This is a genomic window from Salmonella sp. SJTUF15581, from assembly GCF_043356775.1.
GTDB lineage: Bacteria > Pseudomonadota > Gammaproteobacteria > Enterobacterales > Enterobacteriaceae > Salmonella > Salmonella enterica.
The window spans coordinates 166,761-183,815 of record NZ_JBEUJY010000003.1 but is presented as its reverse complement, the minus strand read 5'-3'; the positions used below and the strand labels follow the sequence as shown (position 1 = coordinate 183,815).

Below are 17,055 nucleotides of genomic sequence, written 5' to 3'. Positions count from 1 at the left end.
CGGTCTACTTATATCAGGAGCCACTATGTCATCAGCAAAACTGTTTACCCCCCTCAAGGTGGGTGCCATCACGGCGACAAATCGCGTATTTATGGCGCCTTTGACGCGTTTGCGGAGTATTGAACCGGGCGACATTCCTACGCCGTTAATGGCGGAATATTACCGTCAACGCGCCAGCGCCGGATTGATCATCAGCGAAGCCACACAAATCTCCGCACAGGCGAAAGGCTATGCCGGCGCACCGGGATTACACAGCGATGAGCAGATCGCCGCCTGGAAAAAAATCACTCAGGGAGTCCATACCCAGGGCGGCCATATGGCGGTGCAACTGTGGCATACGGGCCGTATTTCACACGCCAGCCTGCAACCAGGCGGACAAGCGCCCGTCGCGCCATCCGCTATCAATGCGGGAACCCGCACCTCTTTGCGTGACGAAAACGGCCAGGCCATCCGCGTAGAAACTTCCACGCCGCGCGCGCTGGATACTCACGAGATCCCCGGGATCGTCAACGATTTCCGCCAGGCTATCGCCAATGCCCGAGAGGCAGGCTTCGATCTGGTGGAGCTGCACTCCGCGCACGGTTATCTGCTGCACCAGTTCCTCTCACCGTCTTCTAATCACCGTACCGATCGGTACGGCGGCAGCGTAGAGAATCGCGCCCGTCTGGTGCTGGAGGTGGTTGATGCCGGCATTAAGGAATGGGGCGCGGACCGTATCGGCATCCGCCTTTCTCCTGTCGGCACTTTCCAGAATGTCGATAACGGCCCGAATGAAGAAGCTGACGCCCTTTATCTGATTGAAGCGTTAGGCAAACGCGGCATCGCTTATCTGCATATGTCTGAACCAGACTGGGCGGGCGGCGAACCGTACAGCGACGCGTTCCGTGAAAAAGTGCGCGCGCGTTTCCACGGTCCCATCATCGGCGCTGGCGCCTATACGCCAGAAAAAGCGGAAGATCTGATCGAAAAAGGGCTGATTGACGCCGTGGCGTTTGGTCGCGATTACATCGCTAACCCGGATCTGGTGGCGCGTCTGCAACGTAAAGCGGAACTTAATCCACAGCGTCCCGAAAGTTTTTATGGCGGCGGCGCGGAAGGCTACACTGACTACCCTACTCTGTAATTTCATTGATAGCGGCCTCACATCGCCGCTATACTTTGAATATCTTGACTATTTTAAGGACAACGAAAATGCGTTTATTGCATACTATGCTGCGCGTCGGCGATTTGCAGCGTTCCATCGCTTTTTACACTAACGTTCTGGGCATGAAATTGCTGCGTACCAGTGAGAATCCGGAATACAAATACTCGCTGGCCTTTGTGGGATATGGTCCGGAAACGGAAGAAGCGGTCATCGAACTAACCTATAACTGGGGCGTTGAGAGCTACGACATGGGCAATGCGTATGGGCACATCGCGCTGAGCGTTGACAATGCTGCTGAAGCCTGTGAACGCATTCGTCAGAACGGCGGCAACGTGACCCGTGAAGCGGGGCCGGTAAAAGGCGGTTCGACCATCATCGCCTTCGTTGAAGATCCGGATGGCTATAAAATCGAATTGATTGAAGCTAAAGACGCAGGCCGCGGTCTGGGTAACTGATCCCCCGCCGGGCGCAGGTCACTGCGCCCGTTGTTTTACTGCATCCCGGCGTAAAATTTGCCATAATACGCGCTGCATTTTTTCGTATTAAGAGACTCAGATGTCCGATAACGCTCAACTTTCCGGTCTGTGCGACCGTTTTCGTGGTTTTTATCCTGTCGTCATCGACGTTGAAACTGCAGGATTTAACGCTAAAACCGATGCGCTGCTCGAAATCGCCGCCATCACGCTGAAAATGGATGAACAAGGCTGGCTGATGCCGGACACGACGCTGCATTTCCATGTGGAGCCGTTCGCTGGAGCCAACTTACAGCCGGAAGCGCTCGCGTTTAACGGTATCGATCCCTCTAACCCGCTACGCGGCGCGGTGAGTGAATATGAGGCGCTACACGCTATTTTCAAAATGGTGCGTAAAGGTATCAAAGACAGCGGTTGTAGCCGCGCCATTATGGTCGCGCATAACGCCACTTTTGATCACAGTTTTATGATGGCCGCCGCAGAGCGCGCCTCGCTGAAACGTAACCCGTTTCATCCGTTCGTCACCTTTGATACTGCGGCATTGAGCGGACTGGCGCTGGGACAAACGGTGTTATCAAAAGCGTGCCTGGCGGCAGGTATGGAGTTTGACGGCGAAAAGGCCCATTCCGCTTTGTATGATACCGAGCGGACAGCGGTGCTGTTTTGTGAAATCGTCAATCGCTGGAAGCGCCTGGGCGGCTGGCCGTTACCTTTGCCGACGGACAAATAACGTGGCTAACAACGCCGCTCTTGCTCACGATGGCGGTAAAAAAGCGACCTTTACAGGTCGCTTTCCCCTTTCACAGATTACTCTGCGTCCGGCTCCTGAGTTTTATATTTTGCCGCAGTTTCTTTAATAAGCTGCTGCAGCTCGCCACGCTGATACATTTCAATCACAATATCACACCCGCCGACCAGCTCGCCGTCCACCCACAGTTGTGGGAATGTCGGCCAGTTGGCGTATTTCGGTAATTCAGCGCGAATATCCGGGTTTTGCAGGATATCAACATAGGCAAAACGTTCCCCGCAGGCTGAAAGCGCCTGAACGGCCTGCGCAGAGAAACCACAGCTTGGCAGTTTCGGTGAACCTTTCATATACAGGAGAATCGGGTTTTCAGCGATCTGGCGCTGAATTTTTTCGATAGTGGTGCTCATTGTCTCGCTTCCTTAAACTACTTTTACGACCGAAGCCTGTCATTGTAACGGGTCAGGCTGGCAACGGAAAATAACATTTTCATCATGCCTTATTATTTTACCGTCTGCGGGAATAAGTTGTATACAAAATATCTTTTAAGCGGGTTGCCGCGCAGTGATTTGTAGATAACGCGTTTGTGTTTAGCATTAATTGCTATTTTTTTACATCTGTTAACGAAACATAGCTTCAGAAACCAAAAGCAATTACCAATCTGTGCTTTTGTAGATTAGAATTATCAGGTTTTGTAAATCATACGCAGGCATGAATTGCCTGCCTTTAACAGAGGATTGCTCAGTGGCGCGGATAAACAAAATCTCGATCACGCTCTGTGCTTTACTTTTTACTACTCTCCCCTTTACGCCAATGGCCCATGCTTCCAGGCAAGCCAAAGCGACGCCTGCTGTTTCTCATGTCACGAAAACGGCAGATAAAAAGAAAAGCACAACGAAAAAGATCAGTAAAACCAGCAAAAAAAACGTAAAAAAAACCTCAAAAACCAGCCGTTCTTCTTCCGCTTCTACGCCAAAACGTACCACCGCCTCCACAAAATCTCGTCATACGACGCATCGTCGTAACAGAACCGCGCCCACGTCAGTCGCCGCCCTCGACGTAACGGAAAAATGCACGACGCGTAAAGGCCGTAAGCCGCACTGCGTGAAGGGGAAAGGAACATTGCCGGTCTCTATTGCCGATGCGCATCGTGCAAAAGTACAAAAAGCGACGAAAACCGCGATGTCCAAACTCATGAACCAGATTGGTAAACCGTATCACTGGGGAGGCGCGTCGCCGCGCACCGGTTTTGATTGCAGCGGTCTGGTTTATTATGCCTATAAAGATTTAGTGAAGATCCGTATCCCCCGAACGGCGAATGAGATGTATCACCTGCGTGACGCGGCGCCCATTGAGCGTAGCGAGTTGAAAAACGGCGATCTGGTGTTCTTTCGTACGCAGGGGCGCGGCACCGCCGATCACGTTGGCGTCTATGTCGGCAACGGTAAGTTTATTCAGTCCCCGCGCAGCGGTCAGGAAATTAAGATCACCTCACTGAACGAAGAGTACTGGCAACGTCATTATGTCGGCGCCCGCCGGGTGATGACACCTAAAACAATTCGCTAATATTTTATCCTGTCGTTTAACGACAGGATAACTTCTTCTTTTGCGCCACCTCTCAATTTGCTACCCTATCCTTACGCGCACCAGGGTTATTGTGCGTGCGCAATATTAATAATAAGGAGAGAAGCAATGTCGTTCGAATTACCTGCATTACCGTATGCCAAAGATGCTCTGGCGCCGCATATTTCTGCTGAGACGCTGGAATATCACTATGGCAAACATCATCAGACTTACGTGACCAATCTTAACAATTTGATCAAAGGCACGGCGTTTGAAGGCAAATCGCTGGAAGAGATCGTGCGCACTTCCGAAGGCGGCATCTTTAATAACGCCGCTCAGGTGTGGAACCACACCTTCTACTGGAACTGCCTGGCGCCAAACGCTGGCGGCGAACCGACCGGGAAACTGGCTGATGCTATCGCGGCATCTTTTGGCAGCTTCGCGGAATTTAAAGCGCAGTTCACCGATGCCGCTATCAAAAACTTTGGTTCCGGATGGACATGGCTGGTAAAAAGCGCTGATGGCAAACTGGCTATCGTTTCTACCTCAAATGCCGGTACGCCGCTGACTACGGATGCAACGCCGTTGCTGACGGTTGATGTGTGGGAACACGCGTATTACATCGACTACCGCAACGCCCGTCCAAACTATCTGGAGCATTTCTGGGCGCTGGTTAACTGGGAATTTGTTGCGAAAAATCTCGCCGCATAAGTCTGAGTACGCAGAAGGTACGCCTTCTGCGTTTTAGAGAGGGATAGAATAGAGGAGACGCCCACCCTCAGAAGAGAGGAAATCAGTGCAGAGCGGCCGTTAATCCACCTGCGACAATCACGCCCAGAACAATCAGCGTAGTAATCAACGAAAATTTCAGGTCGGTACTCATCAAGTTTTCTCCTTTTTATTCCCACACAAAAAGTGATATAGCGCATTTTTGCACATTCCCGCACAAAAATCTCTCATGTTTTATATTGATAACTGTTTTTAACGCTTCCCCTTTTCCTCAAGATCAGACAAAATTCCAGGCTTACTGAATTAGCGTAACGGCCATTGACCCCTTCCTGACGTTCCGTGTCGTTTTTCCGGCGTGCCGCAACCCTGATGTTGCGATTAGGGTGTGTGTAGGCAAACGTTTACCTGGCGTTTCTCAGGAGCTTAGCGAGGGTCTGGAGTGAAATGTAATGGCAACAATTAAAGATGTAGCGAAACGAGCAAACGTTTCCACTACAACTGTATCACACGTAATCAACAAAACGCGTTTTGTCGCTGAAGAAACGCGTAACGCGGTCTGGGCGGCAATTAAAGAGCTGCACTACTCTCCCAGCGCCGTCGCGCGTAGCCTGAAGGTTAACCATACCAAGTCGATAGGCTTACTGGCGACCAGCAGCGAAGCGGCCTATTTTGCCGAAATTATCGAGGCAGTTGAAAAAAACTGTTTCCAGAAAGGCTATACGCTGATTTTAGGCAACGCCTGGAATAACCTGGAAAAACAGCGCGCCTACCTGTCCATGATGGCGCAAAAGCGCGTGGATGGCCTGCTGGTGATGTGTTCTGAGTATCCAGAACCTCTGCTTTCCATGCTGGAAGAGTATCGCCATATTCCGATGGTGGTGATGGACTGGGGTGAAGCGAAGGCCGATTTTACCGACACGGTGATTGATAACGCCTTTGCAGGCGGCTATATGGCGGGTCGTTATCTGGTTGAGCGCGGCCACCGGGATATCGGCGTTATTCCCGGCCCGCTGGAGCGCAACACCGGCGCGGGCCGGCTGGCAGGCTTTATGAAAGCCATGGAGGAGGCGCTGATCAACGTGCCGGACAACTGGATTGTTCAGGGCGACTTCGAGCCGGAATCCGGTTACCACGCGATGCAGCAAATTTTATCGCAGTCACATCGCCCTACCGCCGTTTTCTGCGGCGGCGATATTATGGCGATGGGCGCGCTTTGCGCGGCTGACGAAATGGGGCTTCGCGTACCGCAGGACGTTTCGGTGATCGGTTATGACAATGTGCGTAACGCCCGTTACTTTACCCCGGCGCTGACGACGATTCACCAGCCCAAAGACTCTTTAGGCGAAACCGCATTTAATATGCTATTGGATCGCATCGTCAATAAGCGTGAAGAGTCACAGTCTATTGAAGTTCATCCACGCCTGGTTGAGCGTCGCTCGGTCGCTGACGGCCCGTTTCGCGACTATCGGCGTTAATCCCCGCTGTCGGGAGCCTCTTCTGGCTCCCGCAGCCACTCCCGATTCAACGTTTCGCTATCGCCCAAATAGTCCAGCAGCCATGCCAGCGCGGGCGAGGCTTCGTTTTGCTGCCACGTCACGCAACAGGCCGCATCGGGAAACGGATTCTCTAACGTCAGCGCCACCCATTTTCCGCTGTCTATCCACTGTCGGGCAAAATGCGTCGGCACCATTCCCACGCATAGTCCTGCCGACAGGCAGGTTGCCGATGACTCCCAGTCCGGTACGACGACCCTTTTTTGGTTATCCAGCAGCCAGGTAATCCGTTTCGGTAAGGTTCGCGAAGTGTCTTCCCTGACCAGCGACGGCCAGTTGCGCAGGGTATCATCGCTTAACGGCCCAGGCATCGACGCCAGCGGGTGATCGCTTGCCACTACGCAGCTCCAGCTCAGGGTCCCCATATCCCGAAAAGCGTAACGCCCCCCTACCGGAATCGCCTGCGTCGCCCCAATCGCCAGTTCGACACGCCCGTCGGAGAGCGCGTCCCAGACGCCGTTAAACACCTCCTGAAAAACCAGCAGTTCCACATCGTCAAAATGGCGATAGAAATCGACGATCATCTGCCGGGTACGTTCTGGTCTGACGATATTGTCCACCGCAATAGCTAACTGCCCGCGCCAGCCATTAGCAATTTGCTGACACTGCTGGCGAGTGATCTGCATTTTTTTGATAACAGAACGCCCTTCTTTTAAAAACCAGACGCCAGCAGGCGTCAGTTCAACATCACGGTGACGTCGTACAAAAAGCGGTACGGCCAGCCACTCCTCTAACTGACGAACGGTGTAACTGACTGCTGAAGGCACACGGTGCAGTTCCTGCGCCGCCGCGCTAAAACTGCCATTGCGCGCCACGGCGTCAACCACTTCAAGCGAGTATTCCGACCACATAATTTGCCTACAAAAATTTTGAATTCACTGGACAAATATTAACGTTTCACAACCGTAATTTCACTCCCTACACTCTGCGACAATGTCTGTCTGATAAGAAAGAGAAACAAATATGCAACCTGGAAAAGGTTTTTTAGTCTGGTTAGCCGGTCTTAGCGTGCTGGGATTTCTGGCTACGGACATGTACCTGCCCGCGTTTGCCGCCATACAGGCGGATTTACAAACGCCTGCCGCCGCGGTCAGCGCCAGCCTCAGCCTGTTTTTAGCTGGCTTTGCCGTCGCGCAACTCCTCTGGGGACCGCTATCGGATCGTTATGGCCGTAAACCGATTTTACTGCTGGGGTTATCTATCTTTGCACTCGGAAGTCTGGGGATGCTGTGGGTAGAAAGCGCGGCAGCACTGCTGACGCTGCGCTTTGTGCAGGCCGTCGGCGTTTGTGCGGCAACGGTAATCTGGCAAGCGCTGGTGACCGATTATTATCCTTCGCAAAAAATTAACCGTATCTTCGCCACTATCATGCCACTGGTGGGATTATCCCCGGCGCTTGCGCCCTTACTGGGAAGCTGGATACTGACGCATTTCTCATGGCAGGCGATTTTCGCCACCCTGTTCGTGATTACGTTGTTGCTGATGTTGCCGGCGCTGCGCTTAAAACCATCGGTAAAAGCGCGTACCGAAGGACAGGATAAACTCACTTTCGCGACGTTGTTACGCTCTAAAACCTATCGCGGTAATGTGCTGATTTATGCCGCCTGTTCCGCCAGCTTTTTTGCGTGGCTAACAGGGTCGCCGTTTATTCTCAGCACGATGGGTTACAGCCCGGCAGTGATTGGCCTGAGCTATGTTCCGCAAACCATCGCTTTTCTGATTGGCGGATATGGTTGCCGCGCGGCGCTACAAAAATGGCAGGGCTACCAATTGCTTCCGTGGCTGTTAGGGCTGTACGCGCTGAGCGTTATCGCCACCTGGGGAGCGGGCCTTCTGAATAATGCCTCACTGGTGGAGATCCTGATTCCTTTCTGCGTAATGGCGATTGCTAATGGCGCAATTTACCCTATCGTCGTCGCGCAAGCGTTACGCCCTTTCCCTCAAGCCACGGGACGCGCTGCGGCGCTACAAAATACGCTGCAGCTGGGGTTATGTTTCCTGGCAAGCCTGGTGGTTTCATGGCTCATCAGCACGCCGCTGCTGACCACCACCAGCGTAATGCTCTCTACCGTTGTTCTGGCGGCGTTAGGCTACAAAATGCAGTCTCATGCAGAGTGCGCTGAGACCGGGTTTCCTCATGCCAATGTCGCCCACGACAAGTCTCACTAAAAGCTTGTTAACCGCTGGTAATTAGCACGCTAACAATTTTCGGTTGAATCATCAAAAATTGCGGCCTATACTGATTCACGGTTGTTTATATTACGATAATTATTAGGCATTAACGGGAACCGGAGCGTTCCCGATTCACCATGGATGGCCTTTTCGGCAAGGGTTCCTCCCTTCCTCTGTTCTACGTCGGATAACTGGCTCACGGAATTGCCCGTGGGATTTCTCACAAAGCCAAAAAAGCGTCTACGCTGTTTTAAGGTTCTGATCACCGTCCAGTGATGGAGAAACTATGAGTTCATCGTGTATAGAAGAAGTCAGCGTACCGGATGATAACTGGTACCGAATCGCCAACGAATTGTTAAGTCGCGCGGATATTACAATTAATGGTTCCGCCCCGTCTGACATTCGTGTTAAGAATCCCGATTTTTTTAAACGCGTCCTTCAGGAAGGATCGTTGGGGTTAGGTGAGAGTTACATGGATGGCTGGTGGGAATGCGAGCGTCTGGATATTTTCTTCAGCAAAGTCTTACGTGCCGGTCTTGAAAATCAACTCCCCCACCATGTTAAAGATACGCTCCGTATCCTCGGCGCGCGTCTGATTAATCTACAAAGTAAAAAACGCGCCTGGATTGTCGGCAAGGAACATTACGATCTTGGTAATGACCTTTTTTCCCGTATGCTCGATCCCTATATGCAATATTCTTGCGCCTACTGGAAAGATGCCGATACGCTGGAAGCGGCACAGCAAGCCAAGCTGAAATTGATTTGCGAAAAGCTACAGCTACAACCGGGGATGCGTGTGCTGGATATCGGCTGCGGCTGGGGCGGCCTGTCGCAATATATGGCGACCCATTATGGCGTTAGCGTGGTGGGCGTAACGATCTCCGCTGAACAACAAAAAATGGCGCAGACGCGTTGCGAAGGTCTGGATGTCTCCATTCTCCTCGAAGATTATCGCGACCTTAACGATCAGTTTGACCGAATCGTCTCTGTCGGCATGTTCGAACATGTCGGGCCAAAAAACTACAACACCTATTTTGAGGTCGTTGACAGGAATTTAAAACCGGATGGTCTTTTCCTGCTCCATACTATTGGTTCTAAAAAAACCGATCATAATGTCGATCCGTGGATCAATAAGTATATTTTCCCCAACGGTTGTTTGCCGTCTGTTCGTCAAATCGCCGAGGCCAGCGAATCACACTTTGTAATGGAAGACTGGCATAACTTTGGCGCCGACTATGACACGACTCTGATGGCGTGGCATGAGCGCTTTATCAATGCCTGGCCAGAGATTGCGGGCAATTATAACGAGCGCTTTAAACGTATGTTCAGCTATTATCTCAACGCCTGCGCGGGTGCGTTTCGCGCGCGTGATATCCAGCTTTGGCAGGTGGTATTTACGCGCGGCGTTGAAAACGGACTGCGCGTTCCTCGCTAATCATCTCCCCCGCATTTCATGCGGGGGAATCTTATTTTCCGTTAGCCAATGTCGGCCTGATTTCTGACCGCATTTTCTCGCGCAGCCAGTACGCGTTCTACGGTATCGACAACCGCCTGCGTTTGCGGATCGATCTCGATATTCACACGCTCACCCAGTTTTTTTCTGCCAAGCGTAGTACGCTCCAGCGTTTCCGGAATGAGATGCACGCAGAAGCGCGTTGGCGTTACCTCGCCGACGGTCAAACTGATGCCGTCGACGCCGATAAAGCCTTTGTACAGGATATACTTCATCAGGGACGCATCCTGCACTTTAAACCACACCTGATGGTTATTTTCGGAGGTCAGGATTTTCGCGATCTCCGCCGTCGTAATAATATGCCCCGACATCAGATGTCCACCGATTTCATCGCTGAATTTGGCGGCGCGCTCTACGTTGACCTCATCACCTACCCTCAACGCGCCCAGATTGGTGATGCGCAACGTTTCTTTCATCAGATCAAAGCTTATCTGGTTGCCGTTTATTTCAGTCACCGTCAAACAGCATCCGTTATGCGCTACCGACGCCCCCGTCTCCAGCCCCTCCAGCATGTAGTCCGGTAACGTCACCACATGGGTGCGAAAGTTGGGTTTTTCATCAATCGATACCAGTTTCGCGGTACCCTGTACGATCCCCGTAAACATATCTTCAACTCCTGAAATAAATAAAAGCAGAACTGTTCAGCACAATAGCAGGTGGAAAAACAGCTTGCCAGCAATGCGCCGTTAACAACTGTTTTTTCGCTGGAGAAATAGTAATACCCCGCTACAATAGACTGAAATTTCCCCTGCTATTTCTTTTGGCTGCCACTACGGCGGCTTTTTAGTCTTTCATATAACAACAAAATAAAAGGTGAATACGTGCAGAAGTATACCAGTGAAGCGCGTCAGTTATTAGCGTTAGCGATACCGGTGATCCTTGCGCAAGTGGCACAGACCGCAATGGGATTCGTCGATACCGTCATGGCAGGAGGCTATAGCGCTACGGACATGGCTGCCGTCGCTATCGGCACCTCTATCTGGCTTCCCGCCATTTTGTTTGGTCACGGCTTACTGCTGGCCTTGACGCCTGTGATTGCGCAACTCAATGGCTCCGGCCGCCGTGAGCGTATCGCGCATCAGGTTCGACAAGGGTTCTGGCTGGCGGGCTTTGTCTCCGTGCTGGTGATGATCGTCCTGTGGAATGCCGGATACATTATCCGCTCCATGCATAATATTGATCCGGCGCTGGCCGATAAAGCCGTGGGTTATCTTCGCGCGCTGCTGTGGGGCGCGCCAGGATACCTTTTCTTTCAGGTAGCTCGAAACCAGTGCGAAGGTCTGGCCAAAACCAAACCGGGTATGGTGATGGGATTTTTGGGCCTGCTGGTGAATATTCCGGTGAACTATATTTTTATCTATGGCCATTTTGGTATGCCGGAACTCGGCGGTATCGGCTGCGGCGTTGCGACCGCGGCGGTCTATTGGGTGATGTTTATCGCCATGCTTTCTTACATTAAACACGCGCGTTCAATGCGTGATATTCGTAATGAAACAGGCTTTGGCAAACCCGATAGCGTCGTCATGAAGCGCCTGATTCAACTGGGGTTGCCGATTGCGCTGGCGCTGTTCTTTGAAGTGACGTTGTTTGCGGTCGTTGCGCTGCTGGTTTCGCCATTAGGTATTGTGGATGTCGCCGGTCATCAGATTGCGCTTAACTTTAGCTCGCTGATGTTCGTACTGCCGATGTCGCTGGCTGCGGCGGTAACGATTCGAGTGGGTTATCGTCTGGGCCAGGGCTCAACGCTGGATGCGCAAACCGCAGCGCGTACCGGTTTAGGCGTCGGCATTTGTATGGCTGTGGTTACCGCTATTTTTACCGTTACTCTGCGTAAGCATATTGCTTTGCTCTACAATGACAACCCCGAGGTCGTGGCGCTTGCCGCGCAATTAATGCTGCTCGCTGCGGTTTATCAGATTTCCGACTCTATACAGGTTATCGGCAGCGGTATTCTGCGCGGTTATAAAGATACGCGTTCCATCTTTTTTATCACCTTTACCGCCTACTGGGTGTTAGGTTTACCCAGCGGTTATATCCTGGCGTTAACGGATCTGGTGGTGGATCGTATGGGACCGGCAGGCTTCTGGATGGGGTTCATCATCGGCCTGACCTCGGCGGCGGTGTTAATGATGCTACGGATGCGCTATCTACAACGTCAGCCGTCCGCCATCATTTTGCAGCGCGCTGCGCGATAATACGACGATAGCCGTCGCATGGCGGCTATTTTCTCGACATGTTGCATATTTCCACCGCAATCAGGTGATTTCAGGAAGAAAATTGCGATTTCCCTCTTGCCTCATTGCAGTTGTGACGCTAATATTCGTCCCCGTTGTCACCTACAACGTTGCGTTCATAGCTCAGTTGGTTAGAGCACCACCTTGACATGGTGGGGGTCGTTGGTTCGAGTCCAATTGAACGCACCATCATTTTAATGCGTCTGTAGCTCAGTTGGTTAGAGCACCACCTTGACATGGTGGGGGTCGATGGTTCGAGTCCATTCAGACGCACCAATCCATTATCTTGTTTAATTTTAAAATACGCTATCTGGTGCTTGTGCCAGGCTAAAAGCGATTATTTTCAATCTCTCATCTCTATCGTCAAGCGCTGCTCTATACGCTATTACCCTCTTAACCTTCGCAGTGGCCTGAAGAAGCATACCAAAGGCATTTATGGTGTTTCGGTAGAATGCGCATAATCTATCTTCATCACCATACGTAACAAGGCTGCAACGGGTTCAAATAACGTTTCAGGAATTTTATCTCCGCGTTCCACTTCAAAAAATAATGAGCGGGCCAGCTCAACATTTTCAACAACGGGGATGCAGTTGCGTTCAGCGATGTTAACAATATAGTTAGCTTGAGCATCACTGCCTTTTTCCAGGACGCGTGGTATTGGCATATCGGTGGGATGATAGCCAAGACAAACCGCAATATGCGTTGGATTACGCACTACCGCAACAGATTGTTTAACAGATTGAGCTAAACTCCCACTTTGTATTTCACTCTGCATTTCCCGACGCCGTGTCTTCATTTGAGGGTCGCCCTCCAGATCTTTATGCTCCTGTTTTACGTCATCTTTACTCATTTTTAGATCTTTTCTAATCTTATAATATTGAAAAGAATAGTCCAGTATGCCAACGACGATATAAAAAGCCATCACCCCTACCCATAACCATTTTATTAAAGAAGAAACCACAAGCAGACCACAGACTAACCCACAGTACGGTAGCGCCCGAAAAGTACTGGCATAATAATAAAAGAAAAAGGCAAAGATAAGAGATAACATGATAACTTTCAGGCTGGATTTACATAATTCTACTACGCTATGCAAAGAGAATATCTGCTTAAAATTACTTACCGGATTTATGTGCTCGCTTTTAAAACCAATGGCCTTGCTGGCAATAACCACCCCCACCTGAAGAAACACGCTACCCACAGTAGCAACTATTACCCCAGCGCCCAGAAACAGCAGTGCAGAAGTCAATGACTCTATTAAAGCATGACTCAATTGCGTTAATGCATAAGAAAATGGTTTATTTACTAATTGTAATGTGAAAGTTATTGACTCAATCAGTATCAAAATCATCTTTTCAGTAAAGAAATGAAAATACAAATAAAGCGCAATCAGCTGAAATAATGATGTTATTTCGATACTTTTGACGACCTGCCCTTCCTTACGACCATCACGTAATTTCTTTTCTGTAGGCTGTTCTGTTTTCTCGCTCATACAGATGGGAACCAGTCTTTCAGATAAATATAAAACTTATCACTTTCAACCAAATAGTGATGAAGAGCATAAGGGAATGAGATCAGGAGCGTCAGTAGAACTAATATACTTTTGAGCGGCATTGAGAAGAAAAACACATTCAATTGTTGTGCCGACCGATTTAAAAGACCTAAAGCCAGATCGGCTAATACCATACATATTATGGCAGGAACAGAGAAACTGACACATAATTGATAAAGCGTTCTCCACTCTGCCTGGATATATTTTAAAAATTGCCGGTCAAATAATAAAGTACGCCCTGGTGGTAAATATTGATATGACTCATACAGAATATTTAATATAAACTCCATGCCGCCGCTTATAAAGAAAACAACACACAAAAACTGGCTGAAAAGCAAGCCAAAAAGTGAGGTTTCAGCTTCCATTGTAGAATTGAATATCGTACCCATTGTCGCGCCACGTAAAGTATCAAGCAGAAACCCCGCCATATCAACGGCCCAAAAGGGAACCGCCGCACAAAACCCAATTAAAAAACCAATAATCACCTCTCCGGTGACTAACCCTAACCAACTGTAATCTTTACCAATATGCATCATAATCTTCTGCTGGTAAATGATTGGTAATATCGGAAAGGTAAGTGACATAAGCACGCCATTACGTAAAAGTGCGGCCCCTAAACTGCCACTTTTTAATAAGGGAAGTAATAAAGAAAGGCTCAATGGTCGAATAAAAGCCACAGCCAATGCAATAAGCCACTCATTTACCTGTTGTGCCATTCAACCATGCTCTCCAATTCGTAACATTATCTGCCGGGTATAATTCAACAGGATACCGCTAAGCCATGGGTAGCTGACCATTAAGGTTATTGCAATTGCCAATAATTTAATCATGAACTGTAGCGTTTGGTCCTGTATTTGAGTCAAGGCCTGAACAAGGCTTACGATGACACCAACTACCGATGCCACCAACACTACCGGCATAGACGTAAAAAGGACGATCCATAAAAGTTGCGTTACAAATTGCGTCAATTCAGAATCATTCATGAAAAGCTCTGTACCAATTGCGCCAGTGTCAGATCCCAACCGCCTGCCAGTAAAAATATTAGCAGCTTAAACGGTAATGAAATGGTCATCGGCGACACCATCATCATCCCCATAGCCAGCAGTATATTTGAAATAAGCAGGTCAATAGCCAGAAAGGGAAGATAAATAAGTAATCCAATCCGAAATGCCTGCGTCAACTGACTCACCGTAAATGCCGGAATTAATATGAGCAAAGAATCAGGTTTTATCTTTCTTTTTATGTCTTCAGGCCAGGTTCGTTTTATCAAATTCCGAAAATAATTGGCTTCCTTTTCTTCAGAGTTTTTTTGCAAAAACTGTCGATAAGGCGCTAATGCTTTACTGTCCCACTCAGACGTCCAGAAAGGAGCGCCAGCAACCTGAACCGGATGCCAGCGCTCTTTTACAGCTAATAGCGTCGGTCCCATAATGAATAAGGAAAGTACAAGCGCAAGGCCATACAGTGCGATATTTGGGGGAACTTGTTGAATACCCAGAGCATTTCGTAAAATCGAAAATACCACCGCCAGTTTAAGGAAAGAAGTTCCCATGACGATAATGAGAGGCAGTATTGAAAGCAGAAACAATATACCAATCAGTTGCAAAGGCGAATCGGGTAAAGACATACTGTATCTCTCATGACACGACCTGGAACGCTATTATATTGTTCGCATATTATTTTTGTTATCAGGTTTACGCTGTATTTTTGGAAAGATACCAACGTGTAATACGCACCATAAATTCATTACCACAGGCAATCAACTCACCTTGCCCAATAATACGGTCATTTACTCTTATCGTCACCTCTGGCGCAAAACATCCCCCTACAGGCAAAACGTCCCCCGTTTTAAGTTGTCGTAATTGTCCAATTTCCAGACTCGCACGTCCGACCTCAAAGAGCACCTGTTGTGGTATCTGCTCAAGTTCGACTGAAGACGTTCCGTCACTCTTTGACATTGGACTCCCTGACGCAAGTAGCGTTTCGATATCCTGGACTAATTCGTCAAATTTCATCGTGTTATCCTCTGTCAGCAACACCCTTGCGTAGATTCCCCCAGGTAGTTGAATAGCAAAAAAACCGAGTCTGATGTCGCCGAAGCAATGAATCCGAACGCCCATGCCGATTTCGATAGACTCAAGTTCGATTAATGTAAGCTGGCACCAGCCTGAATATACAGGGACTACCACAGGAGGGGCAGGATAAATCTGTTGACGCTCAGCAGAAAGCTCTCCGACTATATTGCGCAGAAAACCCGTTGGCCATGTAAAAATAATGCTATGGAACTCATGTTCTTCAACTGTCCATTTAATATGCAACGCTAGCTGATGTGGTAGATTACTGCAGGATGTTGGCGGTTCGTTCTGACAGAGGGTTGCATCACTGGCTTGCAATAACGGCGCCAGCCCCCATTCAGCTATTCCATATAGCAATTCAGGATCGATAACCGATCGATTAGCGGTGCCAATTAACCCTTCACACCAGCGCTGCCAGCATTGTTCTGCAATCCACACCCTACCCAGCTCATTATGATAATGTATGGTAAATAATGTCCCTTGCTGTGCTGGATATTGTTGCATACTCAATGTCAGCTCACCAATGGTAGCGCCTTGCGTTGGAAGCAACTCCATCCACGGACGCTCTTCATTCGCTATTCTTAACATAGAATATCTCCAGGGAAATTATATACCCCATATGCAACAACTGAGACTCCAGCCACTGCTTTAGCGCTTTCATCGAACGGTAAATTTCATGATGAGGGACATTGACTCTTAACTGGATTAGCCCCCCTGATTCACATACTTCACACTCTACACCGTCAAGATAACCACCACTAACACGATAACGTTGCGTGAAAACCACGTTCTTGTTCAATGCTACAGGAGGATTATTCTCACCAATGGGCAATGCCTGGTGCATGAGTTGTTCAAAGTCCATACGTTCCGCCTCCGCCTCGTTATCATCCTGATAAGACTGGCATGGCAACCCAAGACTTCCCTCAACTTTGGTAATACGCATCGCTTAATACCATAGTAATTTTTTCTTTCTTTTTCATAAGCGCATTAAAATTCTTCTGTAATTCGCTTCGCCGGGAGACAAGCTGCTGATACTGATTCTCTAACTGCTGCCGTTGCGTCAAAAAGCTCTGCGCCTGAGTGAATAACCCGGCCATTTGTTGTTTCTTATCCAACAATAAATGACAAGATAACGTACCTTGCCAGCCCATTAATTCTTTCAGTCTGGTAGACACTGCTAAAGCGCGCGTCTGGCAAATCTGCTGTTCCGTAATAATCGCCTGTTGCTGCTGATCAAGTACGGTAAGTTTGCCGCGTAATTGCTTTTCACGCCGCGCGATTATCTCCAGCAAAGTTTCCATG

At 49.4% G+C, this 17,055-nt stretch carries 20 protein-coding genes and 2 tRNA genes; 11 read left to right on the top strand and 11 right to left on the bottom strand.

Annotated elements, in window-relative coordinates:
- Window positions 1–25 precede the first annotated feature (25 nt).
- The 3 genes from ABVN36_RS07775 (at window position 26) to rnt (ending at window position 2,347) form a co-directional block, all read left to right on the top strand.
- Window positions 26–1,123: an alkene reductase gene (locus tag ABVN36_RS07775; protein WP_000092946.1), complete on the top strand. Its 1,098-nt coding sequence runs from the start codon at window positions 26–28 to the stop codon at window positions 1,121–1,123.
- Between the two features lie 68 nt (window positions 1,124–1,191).
- Complete coding sequence (gloA, locus tag ABVN36_RS07770) at window positions 1,192–1,599, top strand: lactoylglutathione lyase (RefSeq protein WP_001237787.1); 408 nt, start codon at window positions 1,192–1,194, stop codon at window positions 1,597–1,599.
- A gap of 100 nt (window positions 1,600–1,699) precedes the next feature.
- The gene (rnt, locus tag ABVN36_RS07765; protein WP_001282272.1) at window positions 1,700–2,347 is read left to right on the top strand and encodes a ribonuclease T; all 648 of its coding nucleotides are present in this window, start codon (window positions 1,700–1,702) and stop codon (window positions 2,345–2,347) included.
- Between the two features lie 77 nt (window positions 2,348–2,424).
- Here the strand turns inward: rnt and grxD are convergent, their stop codons facing one another.
- On the bottom strand, window positions 2,425–2,772 hold the full coding sequence (gene grxD / locus ABVN36_RS07760) for a monothiol glutaredoxin 4 (RefSeq protein ID WP_000108176.1): 348 nt from the start codon (window positions 2,770–2,772) through the stop codon (window positions 2,425–2,427).
- Window positions 2,773–3,106: 334 nt separating this feature from the next.
- On the opposite strand from grxD, the gene ABVN36_RS07755 reads away from it, so the two are divergent.
- Both ABVN36_RS07755 and sodB read left to right on the top strand, forming a co-directional pair.
- Window positions 3,107–3,928 (top strand): C40 family peptidase, encoded by an 822-nt coding sequence (locus tag ABVN36_RS07755; RefSeq protein WP_023138185.1) that lies wholly within the window; start codon window positions 3,107–3,109, stop codon window positions 3,926–3,928.
- 126 nt (window positions 3,929–4,054) lie between these two features.
- Window positions 4,055–4,636, top strand: coding sequence for a superoxide dismutase [Fe] (sodB, locus tag ABVN36_RS07750; RefSeq protein WP_000007299.1), 582 nt, complete (start codon window positions 4,055–4,057; stop codon window positions 4,634–4,636).
- An 82-nt stretch (window positions 4,637–4,718) separates the two neighbouring features.
- Here the strand turns inward: sodB and ABVN36_RS07745 are convergent, their stop codons facing one another.
- Complete coding sequence (locus tag ABVN36_RS07745; protein ID WP_000102277.1) at window positions 4,719–4,808, bottom strand: YnhF family membrane protein; 90 nt, start codon at window positions 4,806–4,808, stop codon at window positions 4,719–4,721.
- Between the two features lie 295 nt (window positions 4,809–5,103).
- Between ABVN36_RS07745 and purR the strand changes: the two genes are divergently transcribed.
- A complete protein-coding gene (purR, locus tag ABVN36_RS07740; RefSeq protein WP_000190993.1) occupies window positions 5,104–6,129 on the top strand; it encodes an HTH-type transcriptional repressor PurR in 1,026 nt (341 codons plus the stop codon).
- Here the strand turns inward: purR and punR are convergent.
- Window positions 6,126–7,058, bottom strand: a complete 933-nt coding sequence (gene punR / locus ABVN36_RS07735; protein WP_000269523.1) for a DNA-binding transcriptional activator PunR — start codon at window positions 7,056–7,058, stop codon at window positions 6,126–6,128. The genes purR and punR overlap by 4 nt on opposite strands.
- A 112-nt stretch (window positions 7,059–7,170) precedes the next feature.
- Here punR and punC point away from each other — a divergent pair, with 112 nt between their 5' ends.
- Together punC and cfa are read left to right on the top strand one after the other, a co-directional pair.
- Window positions 7,171–8,376, top strand: coding sequence for a purine nucleoside transporter PunC (gene punC / locus ABVN36_RS07730; protein WP_023138184.1), 1,206 nt, complete (start codon window positions 7,171–7,173; stop codon window positions 8,374–8,376).
- A gap of 289 nt (window positions 8,377–8,665) precedes the next feature.
- A complete protein-coding gene (gene cfa, locus ABVN36_RS07725; RefSeq protein WP_000098879.1) occupies window positions 8,666–9,814 on the top strand; it encodes a cyclopropane fatty acyl phospholipid synthase in 1,149 nt (382 codons plus the stop codon).
- A 41-nt stretch (window positions 9,815–9,855) separates the two neighbouring features.
- Here cfa and ABVN36_RS07720 read toward each other — a convergent pair whose 3' ends face one another.
- Window positions 9,856–10,497: a riboflavin synthase gene (locus ABVN36_RS07720; RefSeq protein ID WP_000493971.1), complete on the bottom strand. Its 642-nt coding sequence runs from the start codon at window positions 10,495–10,497 to the stop codon at window positions 9,856–9,858.
- A 216-nt stretch (window positions 10,498–10,713) separates the two neighbouring features.
- Between ABVN36_RS07720 and mdtK the strand changes: the two genes are divergently transcribed.
- The 3 genes from mdtK (at window position 10,714) to ABVN36_RS07705 (ending at window position 12,402) form a co-directional block, all read left to right on the top strand.
- A complete protein-coding gene (gene mdtK / locus ABVN36_RS07715; RefSeq protein ID WP_001175081.1) occupies window positions 10,714–12,087 on the top strand; it encodes a multidrug efflux MATE transporter MdtK in 1,374 nt (457 codons plus the stop codon).
- A gap of 151 nt (window positions 12,088–12,238) precedes the next feature.
- Window positions 12,239–12,315: transfer RNA gene (locus ABVN36_RS07710), tRNA-Val, on the top strand.
- Between the two features lie 10 nt (window positions 12,316–12,325).
- A tRNA-Val gene (locus tag ABVN36_RS07705) sits at window positions 12,326–12,402 on the top strand.
- Between the two features lie 157 nt (window positions 12,403–12,559).
- Here the strand turns inward: ABVN36_RS07705 and ssaU are convergent.
- The 7 genes from ssaU to ssaO all read right to left on the bottom strand — a co-directional run bounded on the left by ssaU (window position 12,560) and on the right by ssaO (window position 17,054).
- Window positions 12,560–13,618: an SPI-2 type III secretion system apparatus protein SsaU gene (ssaU, locus tag ABVN36_RS07700; RefSeq protein ID WP_001291718.1), complete on the bottom strand. Its 1,059-nt coding sequence runs from the start codon at window positions 13,616–13,618 to the stop codon at window positions 12,560–12,562.
- Window positions 13,615–14,394, bottom strand: a complete 780-nt coding sequence (gene ssaT / locus ABVN36_RS07695; RefSeq protein WP_023138183.1) for an SPI-2 type III secretion system apparatus protein SsaT — start codon at window positions 14,392–14,394, stop codon at window positions 13,615–13,617. Before ssaT ends, ssaU begins: the two co-directional genes overlap by 4 nt.
- A complete protein-coding gene (ssas, locus tag ABVN36_RS07690) occupies window positions 14,395–14,661 on the bottom strand; it encodes an SPI-2 type III secretion system apparatus protein SsaS (protein ID WP_000999982.1) in 267 nt (88 codons plus the stop codon). It lies immediately after the preceding gene.
- Window positions 14,658–15,305, bottom strand: coding sequence for an SPI-2 type III secretion system export apparatus protein SsaR (gene ssaR, locus ABVN36_RS07685; RefSeq protein WP_000056367.1), 648 nt, complete (start codon window positions 15,303–15,305; stop codon window positions 14,658–14,660). Before ssaR ends, ssas begins: the two co-directional genes overlap by 4 nt.
- A 67-nt stretch (window positions 15,306–15,372) precedes the next feature.
- Entirely contained in the window at window positions 15,373–16,341 is a 969-nt protein-coding gene (ssaQ, locus tag ABVN36_RS07680; RefSeq protein WP_023138182.1) for an SPI-2 type III secretion system cytoplasmic ring protein SsaQ, read from the bottom strand.
- The gene (gene ssaP / locus ABVN36_RS07675; protein ID WP_001223306.1) at window positions 16,322–16,696 is read right to left on the bottom strand and encodes an SPI-2 type III secretion system apparatus protein SsaP; all 375 of its coding nucleotides are present in this window, start codon (window positions 16,694–16,696) and stop codon (window positions 16,322–16,324) included. The genes ssaQ and ssaP overlap by 20 nt, the downstream gene beginning before the upstream one ends.
- A complete protein-coding gene (gene ssaO, locus ABVN36_RS07670) occupies window positions 16,677–17,054 on the bottom strand; it encodes an SPI-2 type III secretion system apparatus protein SsaO (protein WP_000449089.1) in 378 nt (125 codons plus the stop codon). The genes ssaP and ssaO overlap by 20 nt, the downstream gene beginning before the upstream one ends.
- Window position 17,055: the final 1 nt, after the last annotated feature.

Coding starts and splice junctions, on each gene's coding strand:
- ABVN36_RS07775 (WP_000092946.1), top strand. CDS start 26: ATGTCATCAGCAAAACTGTTTACCCCCCTCAAGGTGGGTGCCATCACG.
- gloA (WP_001237787.1), top strand. CDS start 1,192: ATGCGTTTATTGCATACTATGCTGCGCGTCGGCGATTTGCAGCGTTCC.
- rnt (WP_001282272.1), top strand. CDS start 1,700: ATGTCCGATAACGCTCAACTTTCCGGTCTGTGCGACCGTTTTCGTGGT.
- grxD (WP_000108176.1), bottom strand. CDS start 2,772: ATGAGCACCACTATCGAAAAAATTCAGCGCCAGATCGCTGAAAACCCG.
- sodB (WP_000007299.1), top strand. CDS start 4,055: ATGTCGTTCGAATTACCTGCATTACCGTATGCCAAAGATGCTCTGGCG.
- ABVN36_RS07745 (WP_000102277.1), bottom strand. CDS start 4,808: ATGAGTACCGACCTGAAATTTTCGTTGATTACTACGCTGATTGTTCTG.
- purR (WP_000190993.1), top strand. CDS start 5,104: ATGGCAACAATTAAAGATGTAGCGAAACGAGCAAACGTTTCCACTACA.
- punR (WP_000269523.1), bottom strand. CDS start 7,058: ATGTGGTCGGAATACTCGCTTGAAGTGGTTGACGCCGTGGCGCGCAAT.
- punC (WP_023138184.1), top strand. CDS start 7,171: ATGCAACCTGGAAAAGGTTTTTTAGTCTGGTTAGCCGGTCTTAGCGTG.
- cfa (WP_000098879.1), top strand. CDS start 8,666: ATGAGTTCATCGTGTATAGAAGAAGTCAGCGTACCGGATGATAACTGG.
- ABVN36_RS07720 (WP_000493971.1), bottom strand. CDS start 10,497: ATGTTTACGGGGATCGTACAGGGTACCGCGAAACTGGTATCGATTGAT.
- ssaU (WP_001291718.1), bottom strand. CDS start 13,618: ATGAGCGAGAAAACAGAACAGCCTACAGAAAAGAAATTACGTGATGGT.
- ssaT (WP_023138183.1), bottom strand. CDS start 14,394: ATGGCACAACAGGTAAATGAGTGGCTTATTGCATTGGCTGTGGCTTTT.
- ssas (WP_000999982.1), bottom strand. CDS start 14,661: ATGAATGATTCTGAATTGACGCAATTTGTAACGCAACTTTTATGGATC.
- ssaR (WP_000056367.1), bottom strand. CDS start 15,305: ATGTCTTTACCCGATTCGCCTTTGCAACTGATTGGTATATTGTTTCTG.
- ssaQ (WP_023138182.1), bottom strand. CDS start 16,341: ATGTTAAGAATAGCGAATGAAGAGCGTCCGTGGATGGAGTTGCTTCCA.
- ssaP (WP_001223306.1), bottom strand. CDS start 16,696: ATGCGTATTACCAAAGTTGAGGGAAGTCTTGGGTTGCCATGCCAGTCT.
- ssaO (WP_000449089.1), bottom strand. CDS start 17,054: ATGGAAACTTTGCTGGAGATAATCGCGCGGCGTGAAAAGCAATTACGC.